Source organism: Bradyrhizobium sp. BRP19 (assembly GCF_020194195.1).
Taxonomy (GTDB): Bacteria; Pseudomonadota; Alphaproteobacteria; order Rhizobiales; family Xanthobacteraceae; genus Bradyrhizobium; species Bradyrhizobium yuanmingense.
On the sequence record NZ_JADYVZ010000025.1, the window covers coordinates 26997 to 51225 of the forward strand.

At 59.8% G+C, this 24229-nt stretch carries 20 protein-coding genes and 3 pseudogenes; 13 read left to right on the top strand and 10 right to left on the bottom strand.

The genetic code is table 11. From position 1 onward, the window contains the following. Positions 1 to 46: 46 nt before the first annotated feature. A pseudogene (locus I6F36_RS35445) lies at positions 47 to 779 on the bottom strand (IS701 family transposase); the annotation flags it as partial. A gap of 1098 nt (positions 780 to 1877) precedes the next feature. Between I6F36_RS35445 and I6F36_RS35450 the strand changes: the two are divergent. Next, on the top strand, positions 1878 to 3203 hold the full coding sequence (locus tag I6F36_RS35450) for a DUF3422 family protein (protein ID WP_225173044.1): 1326 nt from the start codon (positions 1878 to 1880) through the stop codon (positions 3201 to 3203). 153 nt (positions 3204 to 3356) lie between these two features. Here I6F36_RS35450 and I6F36_RS35455 read toward each other — a convergent pair whose 3' ends face one another. From I6F36_RS35455 to I6F36_RS35465, 3 genes are read right to left on the bottom strand one after another with little or no spacing between them, the layout of a single operon-like run. Further along, positions 3357 to 4613 carry an endonuclease/exonuclease/phosphatase family protein gene (locus I6F36_RS35455; protein ID WP_225131093.1) on the bottom strand — a complete coding sequence of 419 codons (1257 nt, stop codon included), beginning with the start codon at positions 4611 to 4613 and terminating at the stop codon, positions 3357 to 3359. A 32-nt stretch (positions 4614 to 4645) separates the two neighbouring features. Beyond that, positions 4646 to 5407: a hypothetical protein gene (locus I6F36_RS35460; RefSeq protein WP_225143501.1), complete on the bottom strand. Its 762-nt coding sequence runs from the start codon at positions 5405 to 5407 to the stop codon at positions 4646 to 4648. Between the two features lie 41 nt (positions 5408 to 5448). Beyond that, positions 5449 to 7194 (bottom strand): phospholipase D-like domain-containing protein, encoded by a 1746-nt coding sequence (locus I6F36_RS35465; RefSeq protein WP_225173045.1) that lies wholly within the window; start codon positions 7192 to 7194, stop codon positions 5449 to 5451. A gap of 130 nt (positions 7195 to 7324) precedes the next feature. Here I6F36_RS35465 and I6F36_RS35470 point away from each other — a divergent pair, with 130 nt between their 5' ends. The 4 genes from I6F36_RS35470 to I6F36_RS35485 all read left to right on the top strand — a co-directional run bounded on the left by I6F36_RS35470 (position 7325) and on the right by I6F36_RS35485 (position 11130). Next, positions 7325 to 8434, top strand: a complete 1110-nt coding sequence (locus I6F36_RS35470; protein WP_225173046.1) for a hypothetical protein — start codon at positions 7325 to 7327, stop codon at positions 8432 to 8434. Between the two features lie 169 nt (positions 8435 to 8603). Next, a complete protein-coding gene (locus I6F36_RS35475; RefSeq protein ID WP_225173047.1) occupies positions 8604 to 9461 on the top strand; it encodes a serine protease in 858 nt (285 codons plus the stop codon). Between the two features lie 145 nt (positions 9462 to 9606). Further along, positions 9607 to 10374, top strand: a complete 768-nt coding sequence (locus I6F36_RS35480; RefSeq protein WP_225173048.1) for a hypothetical protein — start codon at positions 9607 to 9609, stop codon at positions 10372 to 10374. Between the two features lie 477 nt (positions 10375 to 10851). Beyond that, positions 10852 to 11130, top strand: coding sequence for a hypothetical protein (locus tag I6F36_RS35485; RefSeq protein WP_225173049.1), 279 nt, complete (start codon positions 10852 to 10854; stop codon positions 11128 to 11130). Between the two features lie 72 nt (positions 11131 to 11202). On the opposite strand, the gene I6F36_RS35490 is transcribed toward I6F36_RS35485, so the two are convergent. Beyond that, positions 11203 to 12237 carry a hypothetical protein gene (locus I6F36_RS35490; protein WP_225173050.1) on the bottom strand — a complete coding sequence of 345 codons (1035 nt, stop codon included), beginning with the start codon at positions 12235 to 12237 and terminating at the stop codon, positions 11203 to 11205. A gap of 325 nt (positions 12238 to 12562) precedes the next feature. On the opposite strand from I6F36_RS35490, the gene I6F36_RS35495 reads away from it, so the two are divergent. Next, positions 12563 to 12994, top strand: a complete 432-nt coding sequence (locus tag I6F36_RS35495) for an HK97 family phage prohead protease (protein ID WP_225173051.1) — start codon at positions 12563 to 12565, stop codon at positions 12992 to 12994. A gap of 87 nt (positions 12995 to 13081) precedes the next feature. Then, positions 13082 to 13555, top strand: a complete 474-nt coding sequence (locus tag I6F36_RS35500) for an SMP-30/gluconolactonase/LRE family protein (protein WP_225173052.1) — start codon at positions 13082 to 13084, stop codon at positions 13553 to 13555. Here the strand turns inward: I6F36_RS35500 and I6F36_RS35505 are convergent. From I6F36_RS35505 to I6F36_RS35525, 5 genes are all read right to left on the bottom strand, one after another. Beyond that, positions 13449 to 15341, bottom strand: coding sequence for a TRAP transporter large permease subunit (locus I6F36_RS35505; protein ID WP_225173053.1), 1893 nt, complete (start codon positions 15339 to 15341; stop codon positions 13449 to 13451). The two genes, I6F36_RS35500 and I6F36_RS35505, sit on opposite strands and share 107 nt — an antisense overlap. Continuing rightward, positions 15338 to 16363 (bottom strand): TRAP transporter substrate-binding protein, encoded by a 1026-nt coding sequence (locus tag I6F36_RS35510; RefSeq protein ID WP_225173054.1) that lies wholly within the window; start codon positions 16361 to 16363, stop codon positions 15338 to 15340. Before I6F36_RS35510 ends, I6F36_RS35505 begins: the two co-directional genes overlap by 4 nt. 175 nt (positions 16364 to 16538) lie before the next feature. After that, positions 16539 to 17549 (bottom strand): transketolase family protein, encoded by a 1011-nt coding sequence (locus I6F36_RS35515; protein ID WP_225173055.1) that lies wholly within the window; start codon positions 17547 to 17549, stop codon positions 16539 to 16541. Further along, positions 17546 to 18385 (bottom strand): transketolase, encoded by an 840-nt coding sequence (locus I6F36_RS35520; RefSeq protein WP_225173056.1) that lies wholly within the window; start codon positions 18383 to 18385, stop codon positions 17546 to 17548. Before I6F36_RS35520 ends, I6F36_RS35515 begins: the two co-directional genes overlap by 4 nt. Before the next feature lie 24 nt (positions 18386 to 18409). Then, the gene (locus tag I6F36_RS35525) at positions 18410 to 19159 is read right to left on the bottom strand and encodes an SDR family NAD(P)-dependent oxidoreductase (protein WP_225173057.1); all 750 of its coding nucleotides are present in this window, start codon (positions 19157 to 19159) and stop codon (positions 18410 to 18412) included. Positions 19160 to 19265: 106 nt separating this feature from the next. On the opposite strand from I6F36_RS35525, the gene I6F36_RS35530 reads away from it, so the two are divergent. The 6 genes and pseudogenes from I6F36_RS35530 to pabB all read left to right on the top strand — a co-directional run bounded on the left by I6F36_RS35530 (position 19266) and on the right by pabB (position 24178). After that, positions 19266 to 20162, top strand: a complete 897-nt coding sequence (locus I6F36_RS35530; RefSeq protein WP_225173058.1) for a LysR substrate-binding domain-containing protein — start codon at positions 19266 to 19268, stop codon at positions 20160 to 20162. Positions 20163 to 20618: 456 nt separating this feature from the next. Then, on the top strand, positions 20619 to 20930 hold the full coding sequence (locus I6F36_RS35535) for a protein rep (RefSeq protein ID WP_225173059.1): 312 nt from the start codon (positions 20619 to 20621) through the stop codon (positions 20928 to 20930). Positions 20931 to 21071: 141 nt separating this feature from the next. Further along, complete coding sequence (locus I6F36_RS35540; protein ID WP_225173060.1) at positions 21072 to 21347, top strand: hypothetical protein; 276 nt, start codon at positions 21072 to 21074, stop codon at positions 21345 to 21347. Between the two features lie 362 nt (positions 21348 to 21709). Then, a pseudogene (locus I6F36_RS40070) lies at positions 21710 to 22272 on the top strand (aminodeoxychorismate/anthranilate synthase component II). 132 nt (positions 22273 to 22404) lie between these two features. After that, positions 22405 to 22773, top strand: a pseudogene (locus I6F36_RS40075) (hypothetical protein); the annotation flags it as partial. A gap of 97 nt (positions 22774 to 22870) precedes the next feature. Continuing rightward, positions 22871 to 24178 (top strand): aminodeoxychorismate synthase component I, encoded by a 1308-nt coding sequence (gene pabB / locus I6F36_RS35555; RefSeq protein WP_225173061.1) that lies wholly within the window; start codon positions 22871 to 22873, stop codon positions 24176 to 24178. Positions 24179 to 24229: the final 51 nt, after the last annotated feature.

Here is a 24229-nt window from a genome sequence, read left to right on the forward strand (position 1 = left end):
GGAAGCTTCATGGCGATGGGGCGGATTTCCCGGATCGACAAGCGGATCAAGAGCGATGCTTCGGTCGAGGCCGCGGTCGCATTTTTTGAGCGATGGTCCAGTGTTGGCTCGATGACGGATGACGGCCATCATGGCGAAGGCCAGCATGACGAGTGAGACATGGCGATGCCAGCCATGCCAGGAGCGGCTTTCGTTGTGGTCAAGGCCGAGCTCGTTCTTGGCGGTTTCGAAGCTGTCCTCTATAGCCCAGCGATGGCCTTCCACCGACGCCAGCTTCTGCATGGACCTGCCCTTGGGGCACCATGTGGAGAAGGCCAAGCTGGCGTCAGTAACGTTGCGACGGATCAGAAGACCCCCCGTCCATTCTCCGGCAAGGTCGTCGTTGTATTCACCAGCGTCGAGATCGGCCAAGTGCCAGCGCGGACCTTTGGTCCCTTCGCCGGAGGCGGAGCGGTGCCAGGCCACTTCTTGGGAAGGCTCTGCGCGATCGCGGAGGCGGTGCCGGCGACCGGCTGCTGCTTGCCCCATGAACGGAACACGTGATTGGAAGCAACGCCCAGAACATAGCCTTTTCCCGCCTTGCGCAGCAGGGTTTCGATCTCACCTGTGCCATACACGCTGTCCGCCGTTACGAACGAGAACGGCACCTTTGCGGCGATCGCGGAGCGACCATTCGACGCGCGATCTTGGGCTTCGTAGCAAAGCCCATCGCTCGGGACATGCGCGGCTTTCAGGCGAGCGGGGTCGTCCGTCCATTCCTTTGGCAGATAGAGCGCCCGGACTCGTTGTTGCCGGTCGTCTTGAAGGTGCCGATGGTCGCCATGGTAGTTCTCCTTGATCTCTGTTTTCCGAGCCCGCACCTTGCGGCCTCGATGGTGATCGACAGGCCGGAGGTGATCGACGGCGCACCCCGCAGGGGCTCGACAGCAGAGGAGGAACTTTCTTGTTTGGCGAGGAATGACGGCGCAGCCGGCAGGGGATGAGCGTTGTGACGCCGCTGTTGCGCCATAGGCGATCGAGGCTGCTTAGCCGGCCTTCGGCCAGATCCACCCATCGAAGAGGCCGCTTCGTGCGCTCGATCCGAAACAGAGCTGACATCAACGAGAACGTGGCGATCCTCGCGTCCTGCAAAGACCGGCGAGCGAGTTTGACCGAGATTGGCTCTCGGCCGCGTGGCGACAGACGGATCAAAACCTCCGCGAGCGCACTTGAGCAATACGCCCGCCAAGTCGAGTCGGCCGTACTTGTGATCCGCCGCTATTCGGTCGATCGCTCACGACATTCGCCACGTATCTGTCTCACTGCGGTCGAGCCGCGGCGCTTGCACTGCCCTGAATGTCACCTCAAAAGACTATGACAGCGTGCGCTCCGGCTGCGTGATCACGTCATCCTCACGCGACGTGACGTTATCAGCCCATCGGCCAAGCCTTGCCCGGCTGGTCCGGGCGCGGTCAGTCGCCGGTCTCTGCATGGACAAATCCGTCCACAGCATGGCGTCTCAGCCGCCTGGCGAGCGATCACCGTGCGAAGCAGGCAATTTCCTGTGGCCTGCGCCACGTACGCATCCTGTCAGAATACAAGCGCGCGCTTCATGTCTGAAAGCCGCCTCCAACTGTCTTCGAAAGCCACATTGCGCCAAAGGACACAAGCGTGCCCCTTCTGCAGTGCTGGCCCAAATCCTGCACCGCCTCTCCGCGTCAGGGCGGCGGCAGCAAGATGGGAGTCGTGTTTGGGCCTCGATCTGTCAATCGACAGTGTGGTTGCCGCACCGGAGGTTGCCTGTCTGCACCCCGCCGGGGGAACGGAAGACGCTCCTGCTTGCCACGGCCTCGCGCGGCTGACGGTTGCTTGCTCACCCTGAAGAGAGATGTCAATACATGGTCGATGAATTGGATCTGCGAACCTTCACGCCACATCCGCAACGCGACGCCGTGCTCGGCGAAGTGCACGCACGCCCTTTCACGCGCCTTGTTTCGCCATTCAGCGTGATCCACTTGGCTTTTCTTGCGCAGGGTGAGGCGGCCACAAGCGATCGCTGCCGCTTTATCGATTTTTGCCTCGAGCGCAATCTTCCGCCACCTGAGCAATCGGCGAAACTTCATCAGATTGTCATCGGGACCGCTACGCTACGTTGGGAGCAGCATTCGGAATTCACAACATTTACCTGGATCTGGAGTAACACAAATGTTTCCGCCGCAGACCGATTTGACAAAGTTGATGGTACCGTCCGATCGCTGATCCGCGCGTTGCGTCAGACCGGACAGTTGCTGGTCGCGATCAGGCTAGAAGTGGAGCAGGACGCCTCGCCGACCAGGCGCGCCGAACAGGTTTTTGACAAAAACAGCCTGGCCATGGTTGCCACAAAGAACGGCGCAGGCGTTGCCGCCTCAGACTTCCGCGGAGACGAAAAAGGCTTTACGAAAATCCTCGTCTGCGACCTCGGATTGACGTCGCAGGATCTCGGAGCGCTGGTGCAACGGCTCCTGGAGATCGAGACCTACCGTCCACTGGCGCTGCTTGGCCTGTCGGCCGCCCTTGAGCTTGCACCTTCCGTTGATCGCATCGACCGCCGTCTTGTTGAGGCGCTCGAAAAAATGCAAAGCGGTGAGGGGCTGCAGTTCAACAACCATCTGCTTGCCGAGTTGACGGCGCTGGCCGCCTGCTTCGAAAAAGGCGCGACCGGCAGCCTGTTTCGCTTCGGCGCCAGCAGAGCCTACAACGAGCTGGTCCAATCGCGACTGTCCATCATTGAAGGCAACGATGTCTCGGGTTATCCAACCTGGTCGTCGTTTCTGGCGCGCCGCATGGCGCCCGCAATGCGAACCTGCGCGACCGTAGAGGATCGTCAGGCGGCTCTGTCGGTCAAGCTCGCGCGTGCCGCCGATCTGTTGCGAACCCGTGTCGACGTCGAAATCGAACGACAACATCGTGACCTGTTGCAGGCTATCAACGAGCGCGCCAGACAGCAACTTCGGCTGCAGTGCACGGTCGAAGGATTGTCGGTCGGAGCGATAGGATATTATGTGGTCAGCTTGTTTAGCTATCTTGCCAAGGGCGCGCATGACGTCGGACTGCGAGTAGAGCCCTCGTTCCTGACCGCAGCCTTCGTGCCGATCGCAGTCGGCGTGATCTGGCTGGTGAGTTACAATGTCCGAAAGCGACACCTCAAGCACGACAACGCGCCCTCGGTTGCTTGCGACTGACGCTCCTTAACAGAATCAGTGCGTCCATCCTGCGAAGCTCGCATGATCGTGGTGCGACGCTGCCGCAAGATCGCGGCCGGCTCCTGCGCAAGGTAATGCCCCGCCCGGACTAACCGGGCGAGGCATTTTTGGATCGGCTCAGTCGCCCTTGCACTAGAAACGAAGCGTCGCTTTGGAGGGACAATGATCTGAAATGGCCAGCAAAGGATCCGGATGGCCTTGGCCTGCCGGGCGCGTCCCGCCGAAGCGCCCAATCGCAACCTTGATGGCAGGATCTGGAATCGAAAGGCTCGCGCTCACGAGCATCTGATCAAGGCCCAGGGGATTGCGGCAGCCAAGGCTATCGGCCTTTGTCAGCGGCTTGACGGCCTCTTGATCGAAGAGCTCACGCTTCGAGCGTTCGCAGAGTTGCTTGGCGACAGGGTTGACCGGGCATTCCGGCTCCAGATGGGAAAGGGCGCTGGAAGTGGGGGCCCCATCATTGACCTCGCCATAGAGGCTGCGAACGAGGACGCCACTCGGAAGGGAGGAAGCGGGATCGCTTCCGTCCGAGCGAATATCTGATTTTCCGATCGAATTTTTCTCGTGCGACAGATTGCGGTTGAAGTCTCCCATCAGAACGACCGGCATGCTGGCAGAGCTCGCTTCCAGCCAATCCTCCAACGGGCGCACCTGTTTCTGCAGAATGGCACACGCATCGCCCCCGCCGTCAAGCTTGCCGCGGTCTTCGAGCGGGCTGACGCAGGAGGATTTGAGATGCACGGTCATAACACGCAACGGCTTGCCGTCGATCTGCAGCGTCAGTGATAAGCCCGGGCGCACCTGATCTACGGCGGCTAGATCCGGGAGTGATAGGGGCGCAACGACCCCACAATCGGAGCCCGTCCCGAGGTTCTTTTTCCAAGCAATCGCGAGCCGCTGGACCTTGAACGTGTCGAACGAACAAATCTCGTAATCAGCACCGTTGTTGGGCAGAACCTCGCGAACGGCGGTGGCGCCGCTAACCTCCTGAAAAGTGATGATGTCAGGATCGAGGTTCGTTCGGATGAAATCCTGGAGTTGCTGCGAGCGCTTTTGGTAGGCGGCTTCGGTCACCGGCACGATCTTGAAATTGGCCTGGTAAACGTCGCATGGCGGCTTTGCCGCGATGTCCCATTTGATCTTTGCGTTTCGTCCCCATTTGAGCTCCCAGCCCGGCTTGGTGGCCCCTGCCGTCGAGGGTTCAAACAATCCACTCGCTGGATTGAGGGCGAAAGGTTGACCGCAATCACGAATCCACTCCTTCGCCTCGACCTGGCTGAGATGCCAGCCCAGATTCCATGTCGCAATTCGGATGTCACGCGCGTGGGCCGTCGGCGCTGTGCCGAGCAACAAGACGAGGGCGAACAGGACAGATCGGCGAAGAATCATGTAGTGCTCCAGACGTTTGCAACAGACCGGCCCTATTCAGTTTGGGGCGACCGTACTTGGTGAAGGTTTCCCTTTGCCTTGAGGGGTTGCATGCCGGCCGGGCGGATGGGATCGCGGTTGCCAGCGACACAGCCATTGGGAAGCTTACCGGTGGCTCCCTCCCCGCGCAGCACGCTCTCGCGCGTGGCATTTCGATCGATTCCCCACGCGTGCTCGATGGCAAAGCGAAGCTCGTCCGCCAAGCACTCAACCGCCCAACGGAGATCGTGCCTGTCGCGGCTTGGAAATTCCTCCGTCTCTGTGATCTGCTGGCCGACAAGCCGCGCGGCGTTCCGGACGCCGGCATCGCCTACCATCTCCAATTCGCCCCAACGCAATTCCCAAAAGCGCTTGGTCGCCTGCTTCCAGGTTTCATCTTTAGGGTCGAGCTCCCACTCTGTCAGGCGCTGAGCCTGCTGAATGGTCTCGAAGAAGAGATCGAGCTTCTTCTGCAAGAAGGGCTTCTGCGCCTCGATCCTTCGGGTCAGCGCGGCCTGGCTGCGTGCCTCGTCGCGCTCGGCAATGACTTCGGCCTGCTTCGCAAGCGATTCACTAAGGAGCCGGGCCTGCTCGGTCTGAAACTCGTAGACCTTCCAGACCCCGGCGATCACAGCGCCGGCGATGGTCCAGGCCGCGACAGCGATGATGGTATAGCGTTTGGAAAGACGGAGAAGGGCTGAGGATCGTGGGGTTTGGGCCATGATTGCAATTGAATAGGTTCGATCGGAAATGGTTTGTTCGAGTACAAAAAACAAAATTCAAGCAACGTCTGAGAAACGAAAACATCAGAGCGCCCCTATAAGCCGCGCTCCCTGGCGAGAGCGGCCTTTGTGCCTTTCTTATAGGCGTCTTTCACCCACTCATCCCGCGTTTGCTTGAGGACAAGAGGATCGGCCTCCGAGCCCGGCTTCGGTTTCGTGCCTGTCTTTTCGTGGGTCTTGTTCCAGATCGCGCGGGCACGGTAGTGATTGTAGAGGCGCATCAACTCGGCAACATAGGCTTGGGCCAGATGCGTGTTGCCCTTGATCTCAAGGACATTCTCGTCGTTTGAGTTTTCCGACGCCTTGCTGAAGTTCGGCGAGCCCGTGTAAATGGTGGGCGTCTCCGTATCCCCATCGATCACGATGAATTTGTGATGCACGTGGATAGGCGGCGGGCCACTCGATTTCTTCTTTGTGGCTTTCTTTGCCGGTTTTGCTTTGCCTTTTGCGGCGGAGGCATCAAACGGTGAGGTATCGATGGTCTTGAGCTCGGGCAGGAAGCCGCGTGGCGCATTGGCGCTAAAAGCGGCGTAGGGAAGTGTGTCCGGGTTATTCTGCGAGCGATGGAAAATGGTCGCGGCGATCTCCGGAAGCTTGCGCTTCTCGCCCTTTTTGGTCGGCTTGTCGGGATCATCGATGCTGTTGAGAAGCCCGTAGATCAAGTGCTTCGACGAGTCTCCCTTGGCAAAGATTGCCTCCATGAGATCCTTGTCGGAGGCCGTGTACATGCAGAACAGCACGGAGGACTTCGCGTTCTTGACCGCCTCGGTCACCGTGTCGAGAAACTTTCGGCTTTCGCCGGGCTCGGGCAAAAAGAAGACGCGCATTTCGGTGCCGTCGACGTCCGTGACGTCGTTCCAGTCCGGCGGGTCCATATCTTTCTTGCCGAGATTTTTGGCCAGCACGTTCGCGCGCTCGGCGTAAAGCGCGGCAAGTTCGCGGGAATGGATGATATGAAGGAGGTTGGCCTGGATCGTTTGGGCTTCAGGCGTAAAGTTGGTCGAGCCCATCAAGACGGCCTGCTCATGCTTTTTCCGGTAGGAGATGATGAACTTATCGTGCATTAGCTTGGATATGGCATCCCGCTTATGGATCGAGATGTTGGGTCGTGCCTCCGCGATCCGATGCGCGGCGGCGCGGGACTTGGTGTCGTCAGCTTTCTCGAAATAGATGATCGAGCCGCGCCCTTTGAAGGCCTCGAAAGCCGGGATGATCCACCGGTCGTCCGACAGATGATAGATGGCGCATTCAAATGCGTCGCTCTCGCTGAGGATTTGAGGAATGGCGTTTTGCAGGCCGTTGACCAGCCAGTCCATCCGCTTCTCAAGCGGCTTGTCCTTTTGCTTGGCAAAGCTCTGCGCGCTGACGACGGCGCGATTGAAGTAGGTGGCGATCTGTCCTTCGAGGGGCCTTGGCACCGTCACGGTTCTTTTTCCGGCCGCCGCGTCCTGGAGCTGCAGATCGCCTGGGCTGGTGCCAAGCACAGGAATAACTGTATACTCGAACGTCTGGCCTTGATCGTCTAGGTTGATCCCGCCGTCCCACCAGTTGAACTTTTGGATCGGCGCCTTATCGCTTCCCTTTGGGCGGGCGTCCTCCGCGAGGGGCACAAAGTCGAGCTTGTTGAATAAGAATTGCGGCTTTCTGTCGCGCCCATAACCCGGATTGCGCTGGATGGCGAACCCAAGGAAATCTTCGTGTTCGGCGCCGTCTTTCCAATCGAACGTCAAGAGCACGCAGCTCGGGCTAGCATAGGCTTTGACTGTCACCGCCGCGACCATGATCGCTCCCCCGGTTCGAGGCGCATCATGCACGAATACGACGCTCGCGCAATACGTGCGGCGGGTGTATAACGCCCGTCGAAACGTCTCACGCTGAATTACTTTTGTCATTTTCGCCGGAGGCTTTGCGATGGGCGTCATTGTGCCTAGCCAACTGTACACCGCTCAGGAGTTGCTCGGAGGCTTCAACCCATGGGACCCCATGGGCTTCACGCTCTCCCGGGACTTTGCGATCTACCGTGAGTTCGCAACCGACGGCGGGCCGGTGCCAACGTCACTCGCCGTCCGCGCCGCGCAAGCCGCGCACGACGCAGCCATCGCCGATGCCCTACGCATCTTTCTGAAAACGGTTCAACGGCCGCTGGTCGGCGTGATGGGAGGTCACAGTCTTCCGCGAGACCATGCGGCCTATAAAGCCATTGCTTATTTGGCGCGCGAACTTGCCCGCGCGCACTTTCTCTTGGTCACGGGCGGAGGGCCGGGGGTGATGGAGGCCGCTCATCTGGGCGTGGCTTTTTCATCGTTCGAGAGCGTAGGTCCGCTCGACGAAGCGATCGGCCTTTTAAGCGCTGTACCGAAGGGGCCCATTCTGGATGACCTTTTTACTGACACCTGGACCATCAAGGACGAAAAGCTCGGCGCCATTGACGACGCACGCAGATGGCTGAAAGTAGCGCTCGAGGCGCGAGCCAAGGCGCCCGAAATTCTCCCCGTCAGCCTCGCTATCCCGACCTGGCTCTACGGTGCCGAGCCGACTATGCCCTTCGCAACACACTATGCAAAGTATTTTCAGAACAGCCTAAGGGAAGAGGCCCTCGTCAACAATTCGCGTGCCGGCATCGTCTATGGGCGAGGCGGCGGCGGAACCATGCGGGAGGTCTACCAGGACGTGGAGCGGAACTACTACGCGAAGACCCTCGACGAAGTGACCCCCATGATTTTCTTCGATCCCGATAAGTATTGGGAAACGGATCCCGTCATGGGTGACGCGCGAGCTACCTCGCCCGGCATTAATGTTAAGCCGACGATCCGCCCAATCCTGATGCTCGGCCTCGTATCCGACAAGCGGCCTAAGAAGGAAGTTGAGGCGTGCCTCGATGAGAAGCTTCTCTTCACGACGGATCACCCATCCATCATTAAAGCGCTTCGCGGCCACGAGAAAAAGTCCCAGCAAAATCTCACCTTCGCACTTGCGGCGGAGCCTCTCAAGATCGGCACCCTGCGGATGAATCGGCGGTAGCAGAGCGACATACTGGAGGTCAGCCCCCGTATGAGAGACGTCTGGCTCGTGGGGTTGTCCCAAGGGTTGGTTCGATGTCAGTAGCTGGTTACGATCGGATGCTTTTCCTTGGCAATCGCCAGCCCCCTGGACTGACCGCAGCGAGAGCAAAAGTGTCGCGCGGTTCGACATGAGCCCAGACGGCGCGAGGCACTTGTCCGCCCACTCCTCTCTTCTCCATCCGGATCGTGATCTAGCGCTGCTCCAGCTGAGCACACCCGTTTCCGACGCGGGCGGGAAGCGCTGCCCTATCCCCATTGTCTTAAAACCGTCCCAGGCTCCGATGGGCACTTCGGTGCTCGTACTGGGCTTTCCGCTCAATCAGGACCTGAGCTTGTCGGGCGGTCTGATCAGCAATCACGGCTCCCCACCCAAGGAACTGCGGTGGCAGACGGACACTGTGATGAACCCGGGCAACAGCGGGGGCCCGGTTTTCGAAGATCACGGCTTTCTGTTGGGTATCGCGGCAGGCGGCATTGTCCAGTGGACCTTCGGCGGCGAGACACGCAAAGTAAACGTTGTGAATTACTTCATCCCCGCGTCGGAGCTAATCGCAAGTCCTTTGTATGACATTGCCGAGGACAAGCGGTGTTGGCGCGTGGCTCAGGACGATCTCGTGGTCGACGCGAACACCACCATTGCGGTCGACGGGACGGCGTCGAAAGCGCCCCTGGGCCCCGCCAAGCTTGAGAGAAGCTACACGGTTTCAGAGACCAAGGACGATCACCCCGTCGCCCTGGCATCGCATTCCCGCAACTACCAGTCCCGATTTGCTGCAGAGCCCGGCTACAAGGTTGTAGCCTGTGTGCCGAAGGCAGAGAGCGAAAATAATGCACACGATATCACCTGCAGTATCGATAGCGGTGGCGGTTCGGCGGTCTTTGCGTATCGGTTGGAAAGTGGGCCCGCTGTCGATCGCTGGCGCGGATGGTGGGCCGGTTACGTGACTTTGCGGCAGGAGCGCATTGCGGGGGATGGCCTGCAATAGTGCGAGCGGGTAGCTGCATAAGGCAGGATCGCGAGGGGAAGCGATTTCGCATGCAGCGGGGAACGAACGAGGCAAGGGGACGAACGTGACAGGATCGCGGCGATTAGCGCTTGTGCTGGCAGGCGGGCTCGGCGGATGCGTCATCATGCCCGACATTGCTCCGGACTGGGCTCTGCCGATGGGGGAGATCATGCTCCATTCGGCCTGCGAGCTCCAGGATGCGCTCGGCACGCTTGACCGCGAGGTGCCGCATGAACTGTTCAATGCACGAAACTGGAAGATCGCGGTCACACTCAATCCAAAATCAGAAGCGGATATCGTTCCTGGTGTCGGCTTGACGCGGAAGGTGCCCGCTACGGCGACGACACGCTTCTCGAACTGGGTCATCGGCGGTGGTAACGGCGTCACCCTTGATATGAGGGGCAGCCATACCGGAAGCGTCGATTTCAATTTCGACTCTGAGAAACTTATCCTAGATAGTGCCCTGCCCTGCGAGTGCGAAACGATTTCGTACCATTCGCTCACAAAGAATCTGGCGATCAAGGATTGGCTCTATCGTTCCGTGCAGGCCACGGCTCTCGCAGGCTCGGCCATCGACAACCCCAAATTCACGGCTCAGTTCGCCGTGAAATTCAATGGGACCGCGAGCTACACCTACACATTCCCGCCAGGCACCGATTTTCTCACACTGGGAGGGTATTATCAGCTCGACGAGACCTTGAGCATCATCTTCACGAAGAAGCCGGCGGTCGTCGCGAAATATGACCTCTTGACGCTGCCCGAAGGTGGCGCTGGTTTCAAACGAAATCGCGCGCGCCAGGTCACGTCAACCATTTCGGTCCTCGAAGATCAACAAGTCTCACTTCAGCAGATTCGGCAACAATTGCAAACTCTGCGGGCAGTCGGCCAATAGAGGTTCACCATGGCAGATTCACTACAGACAACCCTCTTGATTTTGTACTTTATTGGGCAACCTCCGGCTGATCCCAGGGCATCGACAAGGGCGACCTAGAAACGAAAATCAACTGGACTCTCCAAAGCACAAGCCGAGTCGAAACCCGTAGTCCCGCGGCGTGCCGCGCCATCGGTAACCAGCTCATCGCACGGATGGATAAGGTCAATACCATGACAGTGCGCGCGTATTGCTTGTGTGCAGATGAGGCAGGCACCGTTTGCCCAGGAACGGACGACATGTCTCAGGACCGAGATGCGGAAAACAAGAGCGTCCGGAAAGCAGAGAAGTCAACCGTGGAGGCACTTGGCCGTCCCTTGACGCAACAGCGAGTCCGGCCAAGAAACTGATCTGCCACGCGGATCATTCCGTGGCGCAGCCTTGGCTCCATCGTCGTCCCCAACCTCAATTTCAAACAGGTCTGATTTCCGGGCGTGCATGCCGATTTCGGCGGCGGCTAGCCTTGCGCAGCGTGCCGCTGATGATGTGTTTCTTGCAACGTTCATCAAGTTGACTGCGCAAGGTCACCGGCTCAGTCCAAAGCCGGGTGCGGCGTATGCGCCTAAGCGGATAGTCGAACACTCGGACGCGAAGCGCTATTCAAAGCACCAGATGGCCGAAGCTATGCGGCGGCTGTTGGATACGGGCGTATTGCGCATTGAAACGCAAGGGCCGCCTTCGCGACGGTATGATGTGTTGGTCACCAACACCAATTAGCCAATGAGGCATGTCCCACTTCCGCTTAGGCCGGGACATGCCTTTATTTGGCTTGGGCGACGCCGCGGGTCCCTACTCCAAGATCGCCGGGTTCCAAAAAAACGTGATCACAAAGACAGCGAACGCCCCTGTCGCGCCGACCACCAACTGCTTTCCAAACGAGAGCCGCACGTTGATCAAACCGCTCATCACGGTCGATACTGCCCCCGCAGATAAAGCCAAGATGGACGCCCAGAACTTTAGCTGCGCTTTCGTGGGGTTGGGAAACGCCGCTGTAAGCGCGAGCAGCACTCCAAGAAAAATAACGCCAAAGCAAAACGCGAGGATTGTATAAAGGCGCGTGTTCACGATGTGAGATCGATTCGACATTTGCTCAATCCATGTTTCAGTTTCCAACAAATCACTGTCTGAATGCTGAGAATAATTACTCTCTCGCTTCGCGAATTCTTCCAACGATAGGAGTTGCGCATCCGCAGACGCGCTGAAATCTCTCAGTTTATCGACGATCTGCCTGCTCGTTGCTGCGTATTGAGTTATGATCTTTCGGACTGCATCGGTTCGAGCGATCTGGTAAGCTAAATAGTCAGTACCGTCTGATATTGCCTCTCCTTGAAGGTCACGAGGCAAGTCGCTTGGATATCTTATTTCCGCAATCACCTTTCGAGCTAGTTCAATTACACCGACTTCATTTTGATAGGAATCGTTCGAGATTCTTTTGAGTTGGCTGAAAGCGCCGCTATCTGCCTGCGCAAGCCATCCGAAATCCTTGTCGAGCCGCTTGTTCAACTGGATCAGCCGGCGACAGAGTCTGTCCTTGATCCCGCCTCCGCGCGTTCGCAACTGGTGTTCATACTCGTCCAACTCTCGAAAGAATTCGGCATAATCGGACGGATTCATAGACCTCCCAAATCCTGGATACCTTCCTAGAACAGCGATGAATTCAAGATTCCAGTTGTGTACAGCTTCTACTAGCTGACGGAGCCATGTCGTGGCGATCAACCGGCGCTGCCGTTGCACAGCATCGTCGCCGGTTGCTGGCATTGACCGATATACAGTGCGCGCGATTTCGATCAGTTGCCCTTCGGGCACTTCCAACGTTCTGGGCATGACAATATCCTCCCATAGCGCTTGGTTGCCGGATGGTCGATCTCTTCCGATGGTTGAGTCAAGCTGTAGTTGACTGAAAACCACCAAACTTAGCCGAATCTTCGCACCCTCGCACCAGCTCGAAAAACCTTCGCACTAGATGTTCGCACGCTCCCCCTATAACCCCCGCCGGTGCGAAGCCCGGCCCCGGTCTTCCGAGACCGGGCCGACCTCGCAACGGCACCGAGCAAGCTCTGGTCCGCTCCAAACTCTGCATTGCGTCAAAGAGCAATTGAAGCGATCTTGGTACTTGCTTCAGACCACATTATCAGGCGTCCTCCTATGAATGAGATGGTTTCCGCTGCGGTTGGCGCGTTGGTTAATCGCCACCGCTGACGACCGCCTGGTCTTGCACAGTGATCAACACGGACTCGCGGTGCGGCTGATCCTCAGGAATACACCCAGTCGTCGAAAAGCTTATGAGTCGGTGCGAGACGGCCATCGCACGGCTTTGAGCTTTGTTGCGCTCATGCACGGGGACAAATATCGCGAAGTTGAGGGTGTTAAGGTCAAGATCGTTTGCTCTGCGACCTTACAGGAGATTAGCCTTGTAAACGCGGGCGCGTCGCGCCCCGCATACTGCGCGGTGGTCAAATCGGACGGTTCTTGGTTGGCGGAAGATGCACGAAACCACAAGGTGCTTAGTGATGGGGCCGCCCAAAAGTTTGAACAAGCGCCGAAGCGCCTTCACGAAAGCCTTCAACACGATCGCCGCTGATCAGGACGCCGGTGATCTCTAGCGTTCGCAGCGTCCCGATGTGAGCGCGGCAACGCGTCCATTACCGTTGATATCGATCGATATGACGTGCTCGGCGAAGCTGCGCCGAAACGCGCCCTCTTCGGCAACGTCCTGCAGCCCGATGCCAACCTCGATTTCAAAGGGCCGGATGGGATGTCCTTCGGCGCGGACGGCCGGCTTTATTGCACCGTCTACAACCAGAAGAACGTCGCGATGCTGGACCAGCGCGGCGAAGTGGTCGATCGGCTGATCCTGGATGGGCCTCAGCCGACGAACTGTGCCTTCACGCTCGGAGGCAAGAAGCTCCGGGTGACGGAGGTTGGCAAGGGCCAGGTCGAGCAGATCGATATGCCTTGCGACGGCCTGCCCCTTTACCTGCCGAAATTCGCCCGAGCAGGAGGCACGGGTTTCCGCGAGGCTCCTGCCGAGCTCGTCAAAGGAAGCCGATCGACAACCAGGGCACGGCTGCGACGATCAGGGTGCCGATCAGCAGCGCGATCATGTAGCCCACGATCGGCTTCATGCCCTCGTCCGGGTTGATGCGGCTGATGGCGCAGGCGGCATAGTAACCGACGCCGAACGGCGGCGCGAACAGGCCGATGCCCATGGCGAGAACGACCACCATCGCGTAGTGGACGTCGTGCACCCCGACCTGCCGCGCGATCGGGAACAGCAGCGGGCCGAACAGGACGATAGCCGGGATTCCCTCCAGCACGCTGCCGAGGATCACGAAAGTCACGATCGTCACGGCCAGGAAGACGGGGACCCCGCCGGGAAGGCTGGTCATGAATTTGGCCAGAGAGGCAGAAAATCCCGATTGGGTCAGTGCCCAGGCCATGCCTGTCGCCGCGCCAATGATGAGCAGAATCGCGCCTGACAGCGAGGCTGTCTCGACCAGCATCGGATAGATGCGACGCCAGTCGAACTGGCGATAGACGAAGAGACCCGCGCAGGCCGAATAAAGAATGCCGATGGTCGAGACCTCCGTTGCCGTCGCGACGCCTTCGACCACCGCGGTCCGGATCACGAAAGGCAGCGCGATGGCCGGTATCGCGATGACGAAGGCGCGGCCAATCTCCCGGGCCCTCGCCCTTTTGACGTGAGACAGGTCCTCGCGGCGATATCGCCACCAGACCACCGCCGCGAGCATGACCGCGAGCACCACGCCCGGGAGCAACCCGCCAGTGAAGAGCGCCGAGATCGACACGCCGGTCACCGAGCCGATTGTGATCAGGACTAGCGAGGGCGGGATCGTTTCGGTCTGCGCTCCGGTTGCCGCCAGAAGCGCAACGAGGTCACCCGGTTTGGCCCCGCGCTGCCGCATTTCGGGAAACAGCACAGGAGCCACCGCAGCCATGTCCGCTGCCTTGGAGCCGGAAATGCCCGAGACCAGATACATCGCTCCGACCAGCACGTAGTGCAACCCGCCCCGCACGTGGCCCAGCAGGCTCGCCAGGAAGCTGATCATGGCGCGCGCCATGCCCGTCATCTCGATCAGGAGGCCGAGAAAGACGAAGAGCGGCACGGCGAGCAGGATGAGGTGGCTCATGCCCTCGTCCATTCGCCCGATCATCACCACGTCGGGCGTGCTGGTCGTCAAGGCGAGATAGCCGACCGTCGCAAGACCAAATGCGAACGCGATCGGCACGGCCGCAAAAACCATCGCCCCCACGACGACAACGAAGAAGATCAGGAGGTTCAAATTGCCGAGCGGCTTCAAGGCGGGAGCGAGCAGAACGAAGGTCGCAATGATGGCTGCAACGAGCGCTAAGGAAGCCAGCAAGCTGCGCGGGCTCGCGATCCGGATGAGGCGGACGACCGCTGCGACCAGCATCAATCCAATCCCGATCGGCAACGCCGCCGCGCGCCAGCTGTTGACGATCTCGAGCGCCGGCGTCGTCACGAAGGCCTCGTCGGCCGCGAACTCATAGGCCGGCCAGACGACCAGCACGAGGAAGGCCAGCGATGCTGCGGCCGCGACGGTGTCCAGGAACGCGCGAACTTCTGTACTCAGTACGCCGACAATAGCGGTCATGCGCATGTGCTCGCCGCGTTGGAACGCAATCACGGAACCGAACATGGCCAGCCAGAGGAAGAGAATGCCGGCAAGCTCGTCAGACCAGATGATCGGCGAGCGGAACACGTATCGACCCACGATGCCGGCAGACAGCACCGCTATCTCCGCCAGCACGAGCAGTGCTGCCGGGACCGCCACAACGTGACCAAGCACCGTGTTCGTCGTTATCACCCAACTGCGCCGGCTAGCCTGCGACGGGCCGGCCGCCACACCGGCATCGGCGTGGGGCGGATGGCTCACGCTCGTCATGATAGCTGGCCCGCGGCTTTTTCGAGCTGCGACCATGCCTCCTCGCCAAACTTGGCTTTCCAGTCGGCGTAGAAGCTGGTTTTGGACAAGGCCTGGCGGAAAGCGGCGCGATCGACGTCGATGAATTTGAGACCCTTGGCCGAGAGATCGTTGCGTAGTGACTGGCTGAGCTTTGCGATGTCGGCACGCTGATCGACCGCGGAGCGATCGAGCTCGCGCGTCACGATCTCCTGCACGTCGTTAGGCAGGCGCTCGAAGGCGCGCTTGTTGCCGAGGATCCAGTAGCCGTCCCAGACGTGCCCCGTCAGGCTGCACGTGCTCTGCACCTCATAGAGGCGCGCGGTCGCTATGATGGGCAACGGATTCTCCTGGCCGTCGACGACCTTGGTCTGCAGCGCGGAATAGACCTCGTTGAAGTTGATCGGGGTGGGCCCGGCGCCGAGCGCCTTGAAGAGTGAGGTGAGCAGCGGCGCGGGCGGGACGCGGATCTGGAAATTCTTCAGATCATCCGGGGTGCGGATCTCGCGGCCGGACGAGGTCACCTGGCGGAAGCCGTTATCCCAGGCCTTCGACACCGCCATGATCGGTGTCTTGGCGATCTGCGTCCGGATATAGGTGCCGAGATCGCCATCCATGGCTTTCCATACGCTGTCGTAGTCGGCAAACGCGAAGCCGGTATTCACGATGCCCGCGCTAGGTACCAGGGTGGCGAGGATCGAGGACGATTGGTTGAAGAACTCGACGCCACCGCTGCGAACCTGGGTCAGTAGTTCGGTGTCGGAGCCGAGCTGATTGGCCGGGAACAGCTTGATCTCCAGCCGTCCGCTGGTCGCTTCGCGGATGCGGTCGATCGCCTCTTGCGCGCGGATGTTCACCGGATGGGTCGGGTCCTGTCCGGTTGCGAACTTGTAGACGAACTCGGCGGCAGATGCTGGACGGGTCCGAATCCCGCAGAGAGGTACGGCGCTCGCCGCCATCAATAGCGAACGGCGGCTGATCCGTCCGGGCTTCGACACAGTCATGTTTTCCTCCTGATCCTGTATTGACGTTGTGCCGGCTGCATGGGCCTGCGCTGGTTTCCAGCTGTCCGGGCTCTTCGACCGCCCACATTCGGGCAACAGCCATCGCTCGCCCGCCGCAATCTGCAGCGGGTGGAACTCTTCACTCGGAGCCTGACTGGCGTTTAGTGCCGGTCCGCTAAAGCCACTGCTTGATCTGCCTTGCGACCTCGGCGGTCGAAATGCCGTAGCGGTCGTGCAGCGTCGGAAGTGCGCCGGCGTCAAGGAATTCGTCCGGCAATGCAATCTGGCGGAAAAGCGGATGGACGCCTGAACGCATCAGGAGTGCGGCGATCGCCTCGCCGAGACCGCCAATCGTCGTGTGGTTTTCGGCAACGACGACCAGCCGGCCTGACTTACCGGCTTCACGCAGTATCGCCTCGGCGTCGAGTGGCTTGATGGTCGGAACGTGGAGCACCGCGGCATCGACGCGGTCGTTCTTCAGACTTTGCAACGCCTCGAGCGCACGCATTGTCATGATGCCGGACGAGATGATTAGAACATCCTTCCCGTCACGGATCAGCTTGGCCTTGCCGAGCTCGAACTTGTAGTCGTATTCGTCCAGCACGACCGGCACCTGGCCTCGCAGCAGGCGCATGTAGACCGGGCCCTGATGCGCCGCGATCGCGGGCACCAGTTGCTCGATTTCATGGGCATCGCAGGGGTCGATGACCGTCATGTTCGGCATGGCGCGAAACAGCGCGAGATCCTCCGCGGCCTGATGGCTCGGGCCATAGCCTGAGGTCAGCCCGGGCAATGCGCAGACGATCTTCACGTTGCGGTCTTCCTCCGCAATCGTCTGGTGGATGAAGTCGTAAGCGCGTCGCGATGCAAACACCGCATAGGTGGTTGCGAATGGCATGAAGCCTTCGGCGGCAAGACCGGAGGCCGCGCCGAACAAAAGCTGCTCGGCCATGCCCATCTGGTAATAACGATCCGGAAACTCCTTCGCGAAGATGTGCAGGTCGGTGTACTTGCCGAGATCGGCCGTCATGCCGACCACATCGGGACGGCTGCGCGCGAGCTCGACGAGTGCGTGTCCAAACGGCGCCGGCTTCGTTTTCTGTCCCTCTCCCGCGATCGAGGCGATCATGGCCGAGGTAGTCAGGCGCGGTTTGCCCGGCTGGGGTGCTGATCTGACGGTCTTCATGCCTGCCTCCCGGCTTCCAACGCAGCCAGCGCGAGCTGCCATTCGTGCTGCTCGACGCGGATGAAATGGTTCTTCTCGCGCTGCTCCAGGAAGGGAACGCCCTTGCCCATCAGCGTGTCGGCGACGATCATCCGCGGTTTTGGCGCGGGATGAGACTTCGCGACATCGAACGCGGCAATGACGGCATCGAGATCATTGCCGTCGATCCGCTGCACGAACCAGCCGAAAGCCTGAAGCTTCTCGACCAGCGGCTCGAACGCCATCACCTGCGTGGAAGGACCGTCCGCCTGCTGATTGTTGACGTCGACGATGCCGATCAGATTGTCGAGCCTGTAATGGCCCGCCGACTGAATAGCTTCCCAGACCGCCCCCTCGTCGAGCTCGCCATCGGAGAACAACGTGTACACCCGCGCCTCGGATTTCTTGCGCTTGAGCCCGAGGCCCATGCCGACGGCGATGCTGAGCCCAAGCCCGAGCGAGCCGCCCGACATCTCCATTCCGGGCGTGTAGGAGGCCATGCCCGACATCGGCAGGCGGCTCTCGTCGCTGCCGTAGGTTTCGAGCTCTTCCTCGGGGACAATCCCCGCCTCGATCAAAGCCGCATAGAGCGCGATGGCATAGTGCCCGTTCGAGAGCAGGAAACGGTCGCGGTCTTCCCAGGAGGGATCTTCCGGCCGGTAGCGCATCGCGTGGAAATAGGCCACGGCGAGGACGTCCGAGATGTCCAGCGCCTGTGCGATATAGCCCTGGCCTTGAACCTCGCCCATGCGCAGCGCATTGCGGCGAATGTTGTAGGCGCGGTCCGCCAGCTTGGGCGTGTTGGTCAGTGTTTCCATCGATCTGGACCTTGTCTTGCTGGCTCAGTGGATGAGCATGCCGCCATTGACGTCGATCACGGCACCAGTCACGTAGGCGGAGAGATCCGAAGCCAGGAAGGTGTAGATGCCGGCGACGTCGTCTGCCGTGCCAAGGCGATTGAGCGGAATGCCTTCCAGGATCTTCGCCCTCATCTCGTCCGTCAGCTTGCCCGCGGTAATATCGGTGCCGATCAGGCCGGGCGTCACGCAATTTACGCGGATGCCGTCCGGGCCGAATTCACGGGCCATCGCCTTGGCGAGACCAAGCACACCCGCCTTGGCCGCCGAATAATGCGGGCCGCCAAATATTCCGCCACCACGCTGGGCTGAGACTGACGACATGCACGCAATCGATCCAGACTTGCGGGCGCGCATATGCGGGATCACCGCCTGGGAAAGGAACAGAACACCCTTCAAATTGACGTCCTGGATACGATCCCAGTCGCCGGTCGAAATTTCCAAGAGCTTCACCGGCTGGGTGATGCCGGCATTGTTGATCAGGATATCGACGCCGCCGAATGCTTCCATTACGCGAGTGACCGCACGCTCGCATGACGACTTGTCGGCGACGTCGCACGGCAGCCCAATATGCTCTGTACCAAGAGTGCTCGCTGCACCCGCTGCGGCTGCGGCATCGATATCGAGAATGGTAACCCGCGCGCCCTCGGTAGCGAACCGCCGTGCGGTGGCAAGCCCGATGCCGCGCGGCGAGGCCGCGCCCGAAATGATGGCCGTCTTACCCCTGAGCAGCATCAGTTCCTCCCACTAATGTTTTTTCCTTGGCAAGACCAATGAACCGCGGACGCGCACAGACAAACGCACAGTTGTCACGGATCGATGAATCTGGTTCACTTATGGGATGCTGTCGAATGTCCCGATATCGGCAATTCGCGCCTTTGAAGCCGCCGCCCGCACCGGATCCTTTCGCGATGCGGCGAATGAGCTTCACCTGACACCGAGTGCGGTCAGTCATGCCATCCGCAAACTGGAGGACACGCTTCGGACCGTTCTGTTCGAGCGCAGCGCGCGGTCAGTGCGGCTCACGCCAGCCGGCGAAAACCTGATGCGCCACACGGGAGCGGCATTTGATCAGCTCCGCCGTGGCCTCGAGGAAGTCGCCGCGCGCGGACCGCAATTGGTGCGCGTCCATTCGGCACCTAGTTTTGCTGCGCAGTGGCTGGCACCACGCCTCGCACAATTTCTCGCCGCCTATCCGAAGCTCGAAGTGCGGCTGGCTGCGAGCACGGACTACGCTCGCTTCAGCAACGATGATTTCGACATCGATATCGTCTACGGTCCGCCGCGGGCGGAGGGCGTGGAGGTTGTTCCTCTCCCCGAGGAAACGGTCACCCCGCTCTGCTCCCCTGCTCTCGCAAAATCGATAAGGAAGCCGGCCGATCTCCTCGATCAGACGCTGATCCGCTCCGACGTGAAGCAGGTGCAATGGCACCAATGGTTTACCGCCAACGGATTGGAAGCCCCCGCCCTGCACGGCATGAGGTTTGATCGCAGCTTTCTGGCAATCGCAACGGCCGCGGAGGGATTGGGAGTAGCGATGGAATCAACCCTTTTGGCCGAACGCGAACTGGCGAGCGGGCGACTGGTTGCGCCACTGGCAGGACGCGCCAACGATATCCGCTACGTCGGCCATCGCCTGATCTACCCACGGGCCAGCCGACAGAGATCTGCGGTACGAGCCTTTGCAGATTGGCTCGTGGCGCAACTCGGTGGCGGGACCGCAGGTTCCGCGCACTAAGATCCAAGTCTGGCCGAGCATCGCCGACGCGCTTGAGGACGGAGAGATCGACGCCGCACAGGCGGTCTTTCGCGCCATGAACGAGTGCAACCACCTCGTCTGCCCGACGGCTCAACGCCGCCGGGCCGCCAAGCTGGTCGAGGAGAAGGGCGCCGCGATCGAGGGTACATCCGCTAGAACCCTGGCTCACGGCCCTTGATGGGCACCCTCACGACCCGGGCTGTGCCGGCATACGACCTCTGGGTCGCGGTCAACCAGATCCCCGAAGCCTACCGCAGTTTGATGCGCACGGTTGCGATAAGGCGGGCCTTACTTGCCTGGCTGCGCGCGCTCGAAATCAGGCAACGGACAGACGGGCCTTTTCATGGTGCACCTGCACTGCATCTTTATCGTCGGCCCCAGCTACTTCGAGCCTGGCAGCAAGGAATATCTCTCTTTTGAAAAGCTGCGCGCGGCTTGGAAGGCAAGCCTCGCGCCGACTACGACCCGATGGTCCGGATCGAGAAGATGCGCGGCGGCTTCGCGCCGCTGACCGTCACGGGTCGCAAGTCGCTGCAGGAAGCCCTCAAGTACTGCTTCAAGCCGGGTGCGATCTTCTACACGAAGGTCGGCGGAAGCCCCGCCATGGTGGGGTGCTCACACCCGCGAGCTGTTCGACCCCAACGATGGCAAAGGTTTGCGGTGGCTGCCCGACAACGAATCACAAGCGATTCATCCGTTTCAAGTTTTTTCGATCGGATCGCGGTCGAGCCAAGCATTTGTGGGTAATTGAAAGTCACCGGACGCGTACGCACGCCGAGGCACTCTTTGAGGAGGTCTCGCTGGATATGGCGCCGCACTGGCAGCCGACGCGGCAAACGACCTTGGACCGGTGATACGGCGGTTATCGTCGATGCCGTCCGCGTAGGCATGTCGGTCGCGCAACTCGTCTACTTGAAGAAGCCCGCGATGGCGGAAGCCGCCGAGCGGTTGCGGGCCGACAAGCGGTGGCTTCCGAACGTGCTGCGCTTGCCACAGCTGGCGATCGAGAAGAACTCTCCGCCGACATTCGTGCCGAATGCGATCTACTTCGCCTTCACGATGAGGGCGCCGATAGCAGCCTCTTCAATATGGCGGAATCTTAGCCCGGTAGCTTTGCGCCCCCGTCAACTACCAGCACTGGTGATTGATCGAGATGAGAGATAGGAGGACAATCGGATAACGAATGCTGGCCTGATCAAGCTCAGGTACAAAGACTCTCGCAGCGACCAAAGTCGGCTCTCGCAATGGACATAATGAGCTGACGTGTCAGCGGCAAAAGTACAGCATGCTCAGGTAGGATCCAGCAGAGTAACGCCCTGCGCCTTCTCGAGCCGTAGCAGATCAGAGAAGCACGCATCTACCGCGACGCTGGGTCATGCCGCTGCCGTTCACCGCAGCGGAGTTCTCCGTTGTATGGGATTAGCCGCGCGCAGCAGGAAATGGAGATGCCAGCAAACGAGAGAGGCTTTGAGAGATCGGTGATCCTGATCGACAATTTCGACTCCTTTACATTCAACATTGCCCAGATGGTCGGCGAGGTGAATGGTAGGGAAATCATTGTCTTGGATAACACAGTGCCATGGAGCGAAATCCGCAAAATACCTCATGAGCGGATCATTCTCTCACCCGGCCCAGGAAGTCCTCAAAATTCCAAGGATGTCGGCTCAACGATGGATGTTTTGGCCGGGAGCGCCGTTCCGGTCTTGGGCGTGTGCTGGGACATCAATGCATTGCCCATTTTCATGGTGCATCCGTTGCCCGCGCACCAGAGCCGCTCCATGGCCGGATCCGCAGCATCAGAACCTCCGGAACGGGCCTATTCGAAGGGCTGCCGCGCTCTTTCAATGTGACCAGATACCATTCTCTGGCAGTGACAAGTGAGCTTCCGGAATGCCTTGAATGTAGTGCTATGTGTGAGGATGGCGTGATTATGGGGCTACGCCATCGGCAGGCGCCTCACTACGGTGTGCAGTTTCACCCGGAATCCATCTGCTCCCAATACGGACGAGAACTTTTTGCCAACTTCCTCTCTGATCTGTGCGCCTCGTCCGCGCCCCCATCCTCGCTCAGAGCACTGGCGGGGTCCTGAAATGAACGTCCCGCGCGCCAGCAACCTTCTCTTCAAGACGGCGACGTATAGGGCGAGAAGTTCAACGGCCTCATGCACCGCAAGCGCTGAGGATGTTTTCGTGCGTCTCTTTGGTGGTGCGCAGCCTGCTTTCTGGCTGGACAGCAGCATGCTGGTGCCGGGGGGTCGCGGTGGTCCTTCATGGGAGGGCTTAGCGGGCCGGGCAGCTATCTGGCATGCTACGATGCAACTCGCCAGGAAATTGGGATCACTCGCGACGGCGAGGCATCACCAATGATCATCTCCAAATCGATTTTCGAATTTCTCGCCGTTAGACGTGCCGCGCACAAGCTGAAAGATCAGGCTGATGTGCAAGACATTCCCTTCAAAGGTGGCCACGTGGGCTATTTCGGCTATGAACTGAAGTCACTCACCTGCGGCGTCAGCTCACGACCATCGAAATATCCGGATGCAGTCTTCATCTTCTGCACAAGATTCCTCGCCTTTGATCATGAGAATGGCCGCATCCACATCGTTGCGTTCTATCCCGACATCGAGACGGGATTGTCCGACGATGCTGCCCTTTGGATCAGCAAGACCGAGCGGGAGATCCAAGGCATTGAACCTGCTGCTGGCGTCTTCCCGTCCTCCCTCCACGCAAATCGGGGTCCAATTCAGTTCAAGCTTCGTCAGGACGGGTCCGATACTTGCAAAACATCAAAAATGCCTTTCCAAGATCCGAGCTGGCGAGACCTACGAGATCTGTCTGACCAACGAGATCACCGTCGAGACAGAGATCGACCCGCTCAACCTGTATCGGATCCTAAGGCGGAGAAATCCGGCCCCATACTCCGCTTTCCTCAGGCTTGGAGATATTTGCGTTGCCAGCTCTTCCCCGGAAAGATTCCTGCGGATCGATCGCAACCTCGTTGTCGAGACCAAGCCTATCAAGGGCACCGCGCCTCGACACGAAGTCCCGGACGAAGACGACCGGATCGCTGAAGAATTGCGCTTGGACGAGAAGAGCTGGGCCGAAAATCTCATGATCGTGGACCTCATGCGGAACGATCTTGGTCGCGTCTGCCGCATCGGAAGTGTTCATGTGCCAAGCCTCATGCACATCGAAAGCTACAAGACCGTGCACCAACTGGTCAGCACCATCCGTGGCGAATTGCCGTCACCCGAGGATGTCATCCGCTGTATTACTGCGAGCTTTCCGGGCGGGTCGATGACGGGCGCGCCTAAGATCCGTACCCTTAAGATTATCGATGAACTGGAGGAGGCGCCGAGAGGAATCTATTCGGGGGCGATCGGCTATTTGTCTGTGTGCGGCGAGCTGGACCTGAATATCGTCATTCGGACGATCATCTGCCGGGGAGGCCACCTGAGCATCGGCTGCGGCGGGGCCGTCGTCGCGTTGTCTGACCCCGAGGCGGAGTTCGAAGAGATACTCCTCAAGGCACGTCAGCCGATCCGTGCGATTGTCGAGGCCTTGACAGGCGACCCGGATCATAGCGCCGAGATCCATGGAGCGGATCACGATGCTGGCGAGGAGGCTGTACCCGATTCCGCTCATCGTGTCCGCCTCGCGACATTCCAGGACCGGAACACGATCGCACAATGTGTCAATACGCTTCTCACGGAGCTACGAGGACCGGGGTCGCAATTCGATCCGCAAGCGGCAGTCAGCGTCGCTGGGCAAATCGCGACGGATTCACGGCTTGGGTTCGCCTTGATCATGGAGACTGTGCTGACCGGCGAAATGATCGGCATTGCGGTCGTCTCCCAGGTCACCGCGATCAGGGCTTCAGGCCATTATGGAATCCTGCAGGAGCTCTGGGTTGATTCGCGCTATCGCTCGGCTCAAATGGGAGACGGCTTCTGGCTGCGGTGGACCGCGAGGCGCGGGCGTGGGGATGGCCCATGATCGAGGTGTCTCTTCCCTTGACCGACCGTCCCGGCGCCGAGAGGCTGGTCG

Coding starts and splice junctions, on each gene's coding strand:
- I6F36_RS35475 (WP_225173047.1), top strand. CDS start 8,604: ATGAGCCCAGACGGCGCGAGGCACTTGTCCGCCCACTCCTCTCTTCTC.
- I6F36_RS35495 (WP_225173051.1), top strand. CDS start 12,563: ATGAGATGGTTTCCGCTGCGGTTGGCGCGTTGGTTAATCGCCACCGCT.
- I6F36_RS35465 (WP_225173045.1), bottom strand. CDS start 7,194: ATGGTCGCGGCGGTGACAGTCAAAGCCTATGCTAGCCCGAGCTGCGTG.
- I6F36_RS35510 (WP_225173054.1), bottom strand. CDS start 16,363: ATGACTGTGTCGAAGCCCGGACGGATCAGCCGCCGTTCGCTATTGATG.
- I6F36_RS35485 (WP_225173049.1), top strand. CDS start 10,852: ATGCCGATTTCGGCGGCGGCTAGCCTTGCGCAGCGTGCCGCTGATGAT.
- I6F36_RS35455 (WP_225131093.1), bottom strand. CDS start 4,613: ATGATTCTTCGCCGATCTGTCCTGTTCGCCCTCGTCTTGTTGCTCGGC.
- I6F36_RS35530 (WP_225173058.1), top strand. CDS start 19,266: ATGCTGTCGAATGTCCCGATATCGGCAATTCGCGCCTTTGAAGCCGCC.
- I6F36_RS35525 (WP_225173057.1), bottom strand. CDS start 19,159: ATGCTGCTCAGGGGTAAGACGGCCATCATTTCGGGCGCGGCCTCGCCG.
- I6F36_RS35490 (WP_225173050.1), bottom strand. CDS start 12,237: ATGCCCAGAACGTTGGAAGTGCCCGAAGGGCAACTGATCGAAATCGCG.
- I6F36_RS35540 (WP_225173060.1), top strand. CDS start 21,072: ATGTCGGTCGCGCAACTCGTCTACTTGAAGAAGCCCGCGATGGCGGAA.
- I6F36_RS35520 (WP_225173056.1), bottom strand. CDS start 18,385: ATGGAAACACTGACCAACACGCCCAAGCTGGCGGACCGCGCCTACAAC.
- I6F36_RS35450 (WP_225173044.1), top strand. CDS start 1,878: ATGGTCGATGAATTGGATCTGCGAACCTTCACGCCACATCCGCAACGC.
- I6F36_RS35480 (WP_225173048.1), top strand. CDS start 9,607: ATGCCCGACATTGCTCCGGACTGGGCTCTGCCGATGGGGGAGATCATG.
- I6F36_RS35515 (WP_225173055.1), bottom strand. CDS start 17,549: ATGAAGACCGTCAGATCAGCACCCCAGCCGGGCAAACCGCGCCTGACT.
- I6F36_RS35505 (WP_225173053.1), bottom strand. CDS start 15,341: ATGACGAGCGTGAGCCATCCGCCCCACGCCGATGCCGGTGTGGCGGCC.
- I6F36_RS35470 (WP_225173046.1), top strand. CDS start 7,325: ATGGGCGTCATTGTGCCTAGCCAACTGTACACCGCTCAGGAGTTGCTC.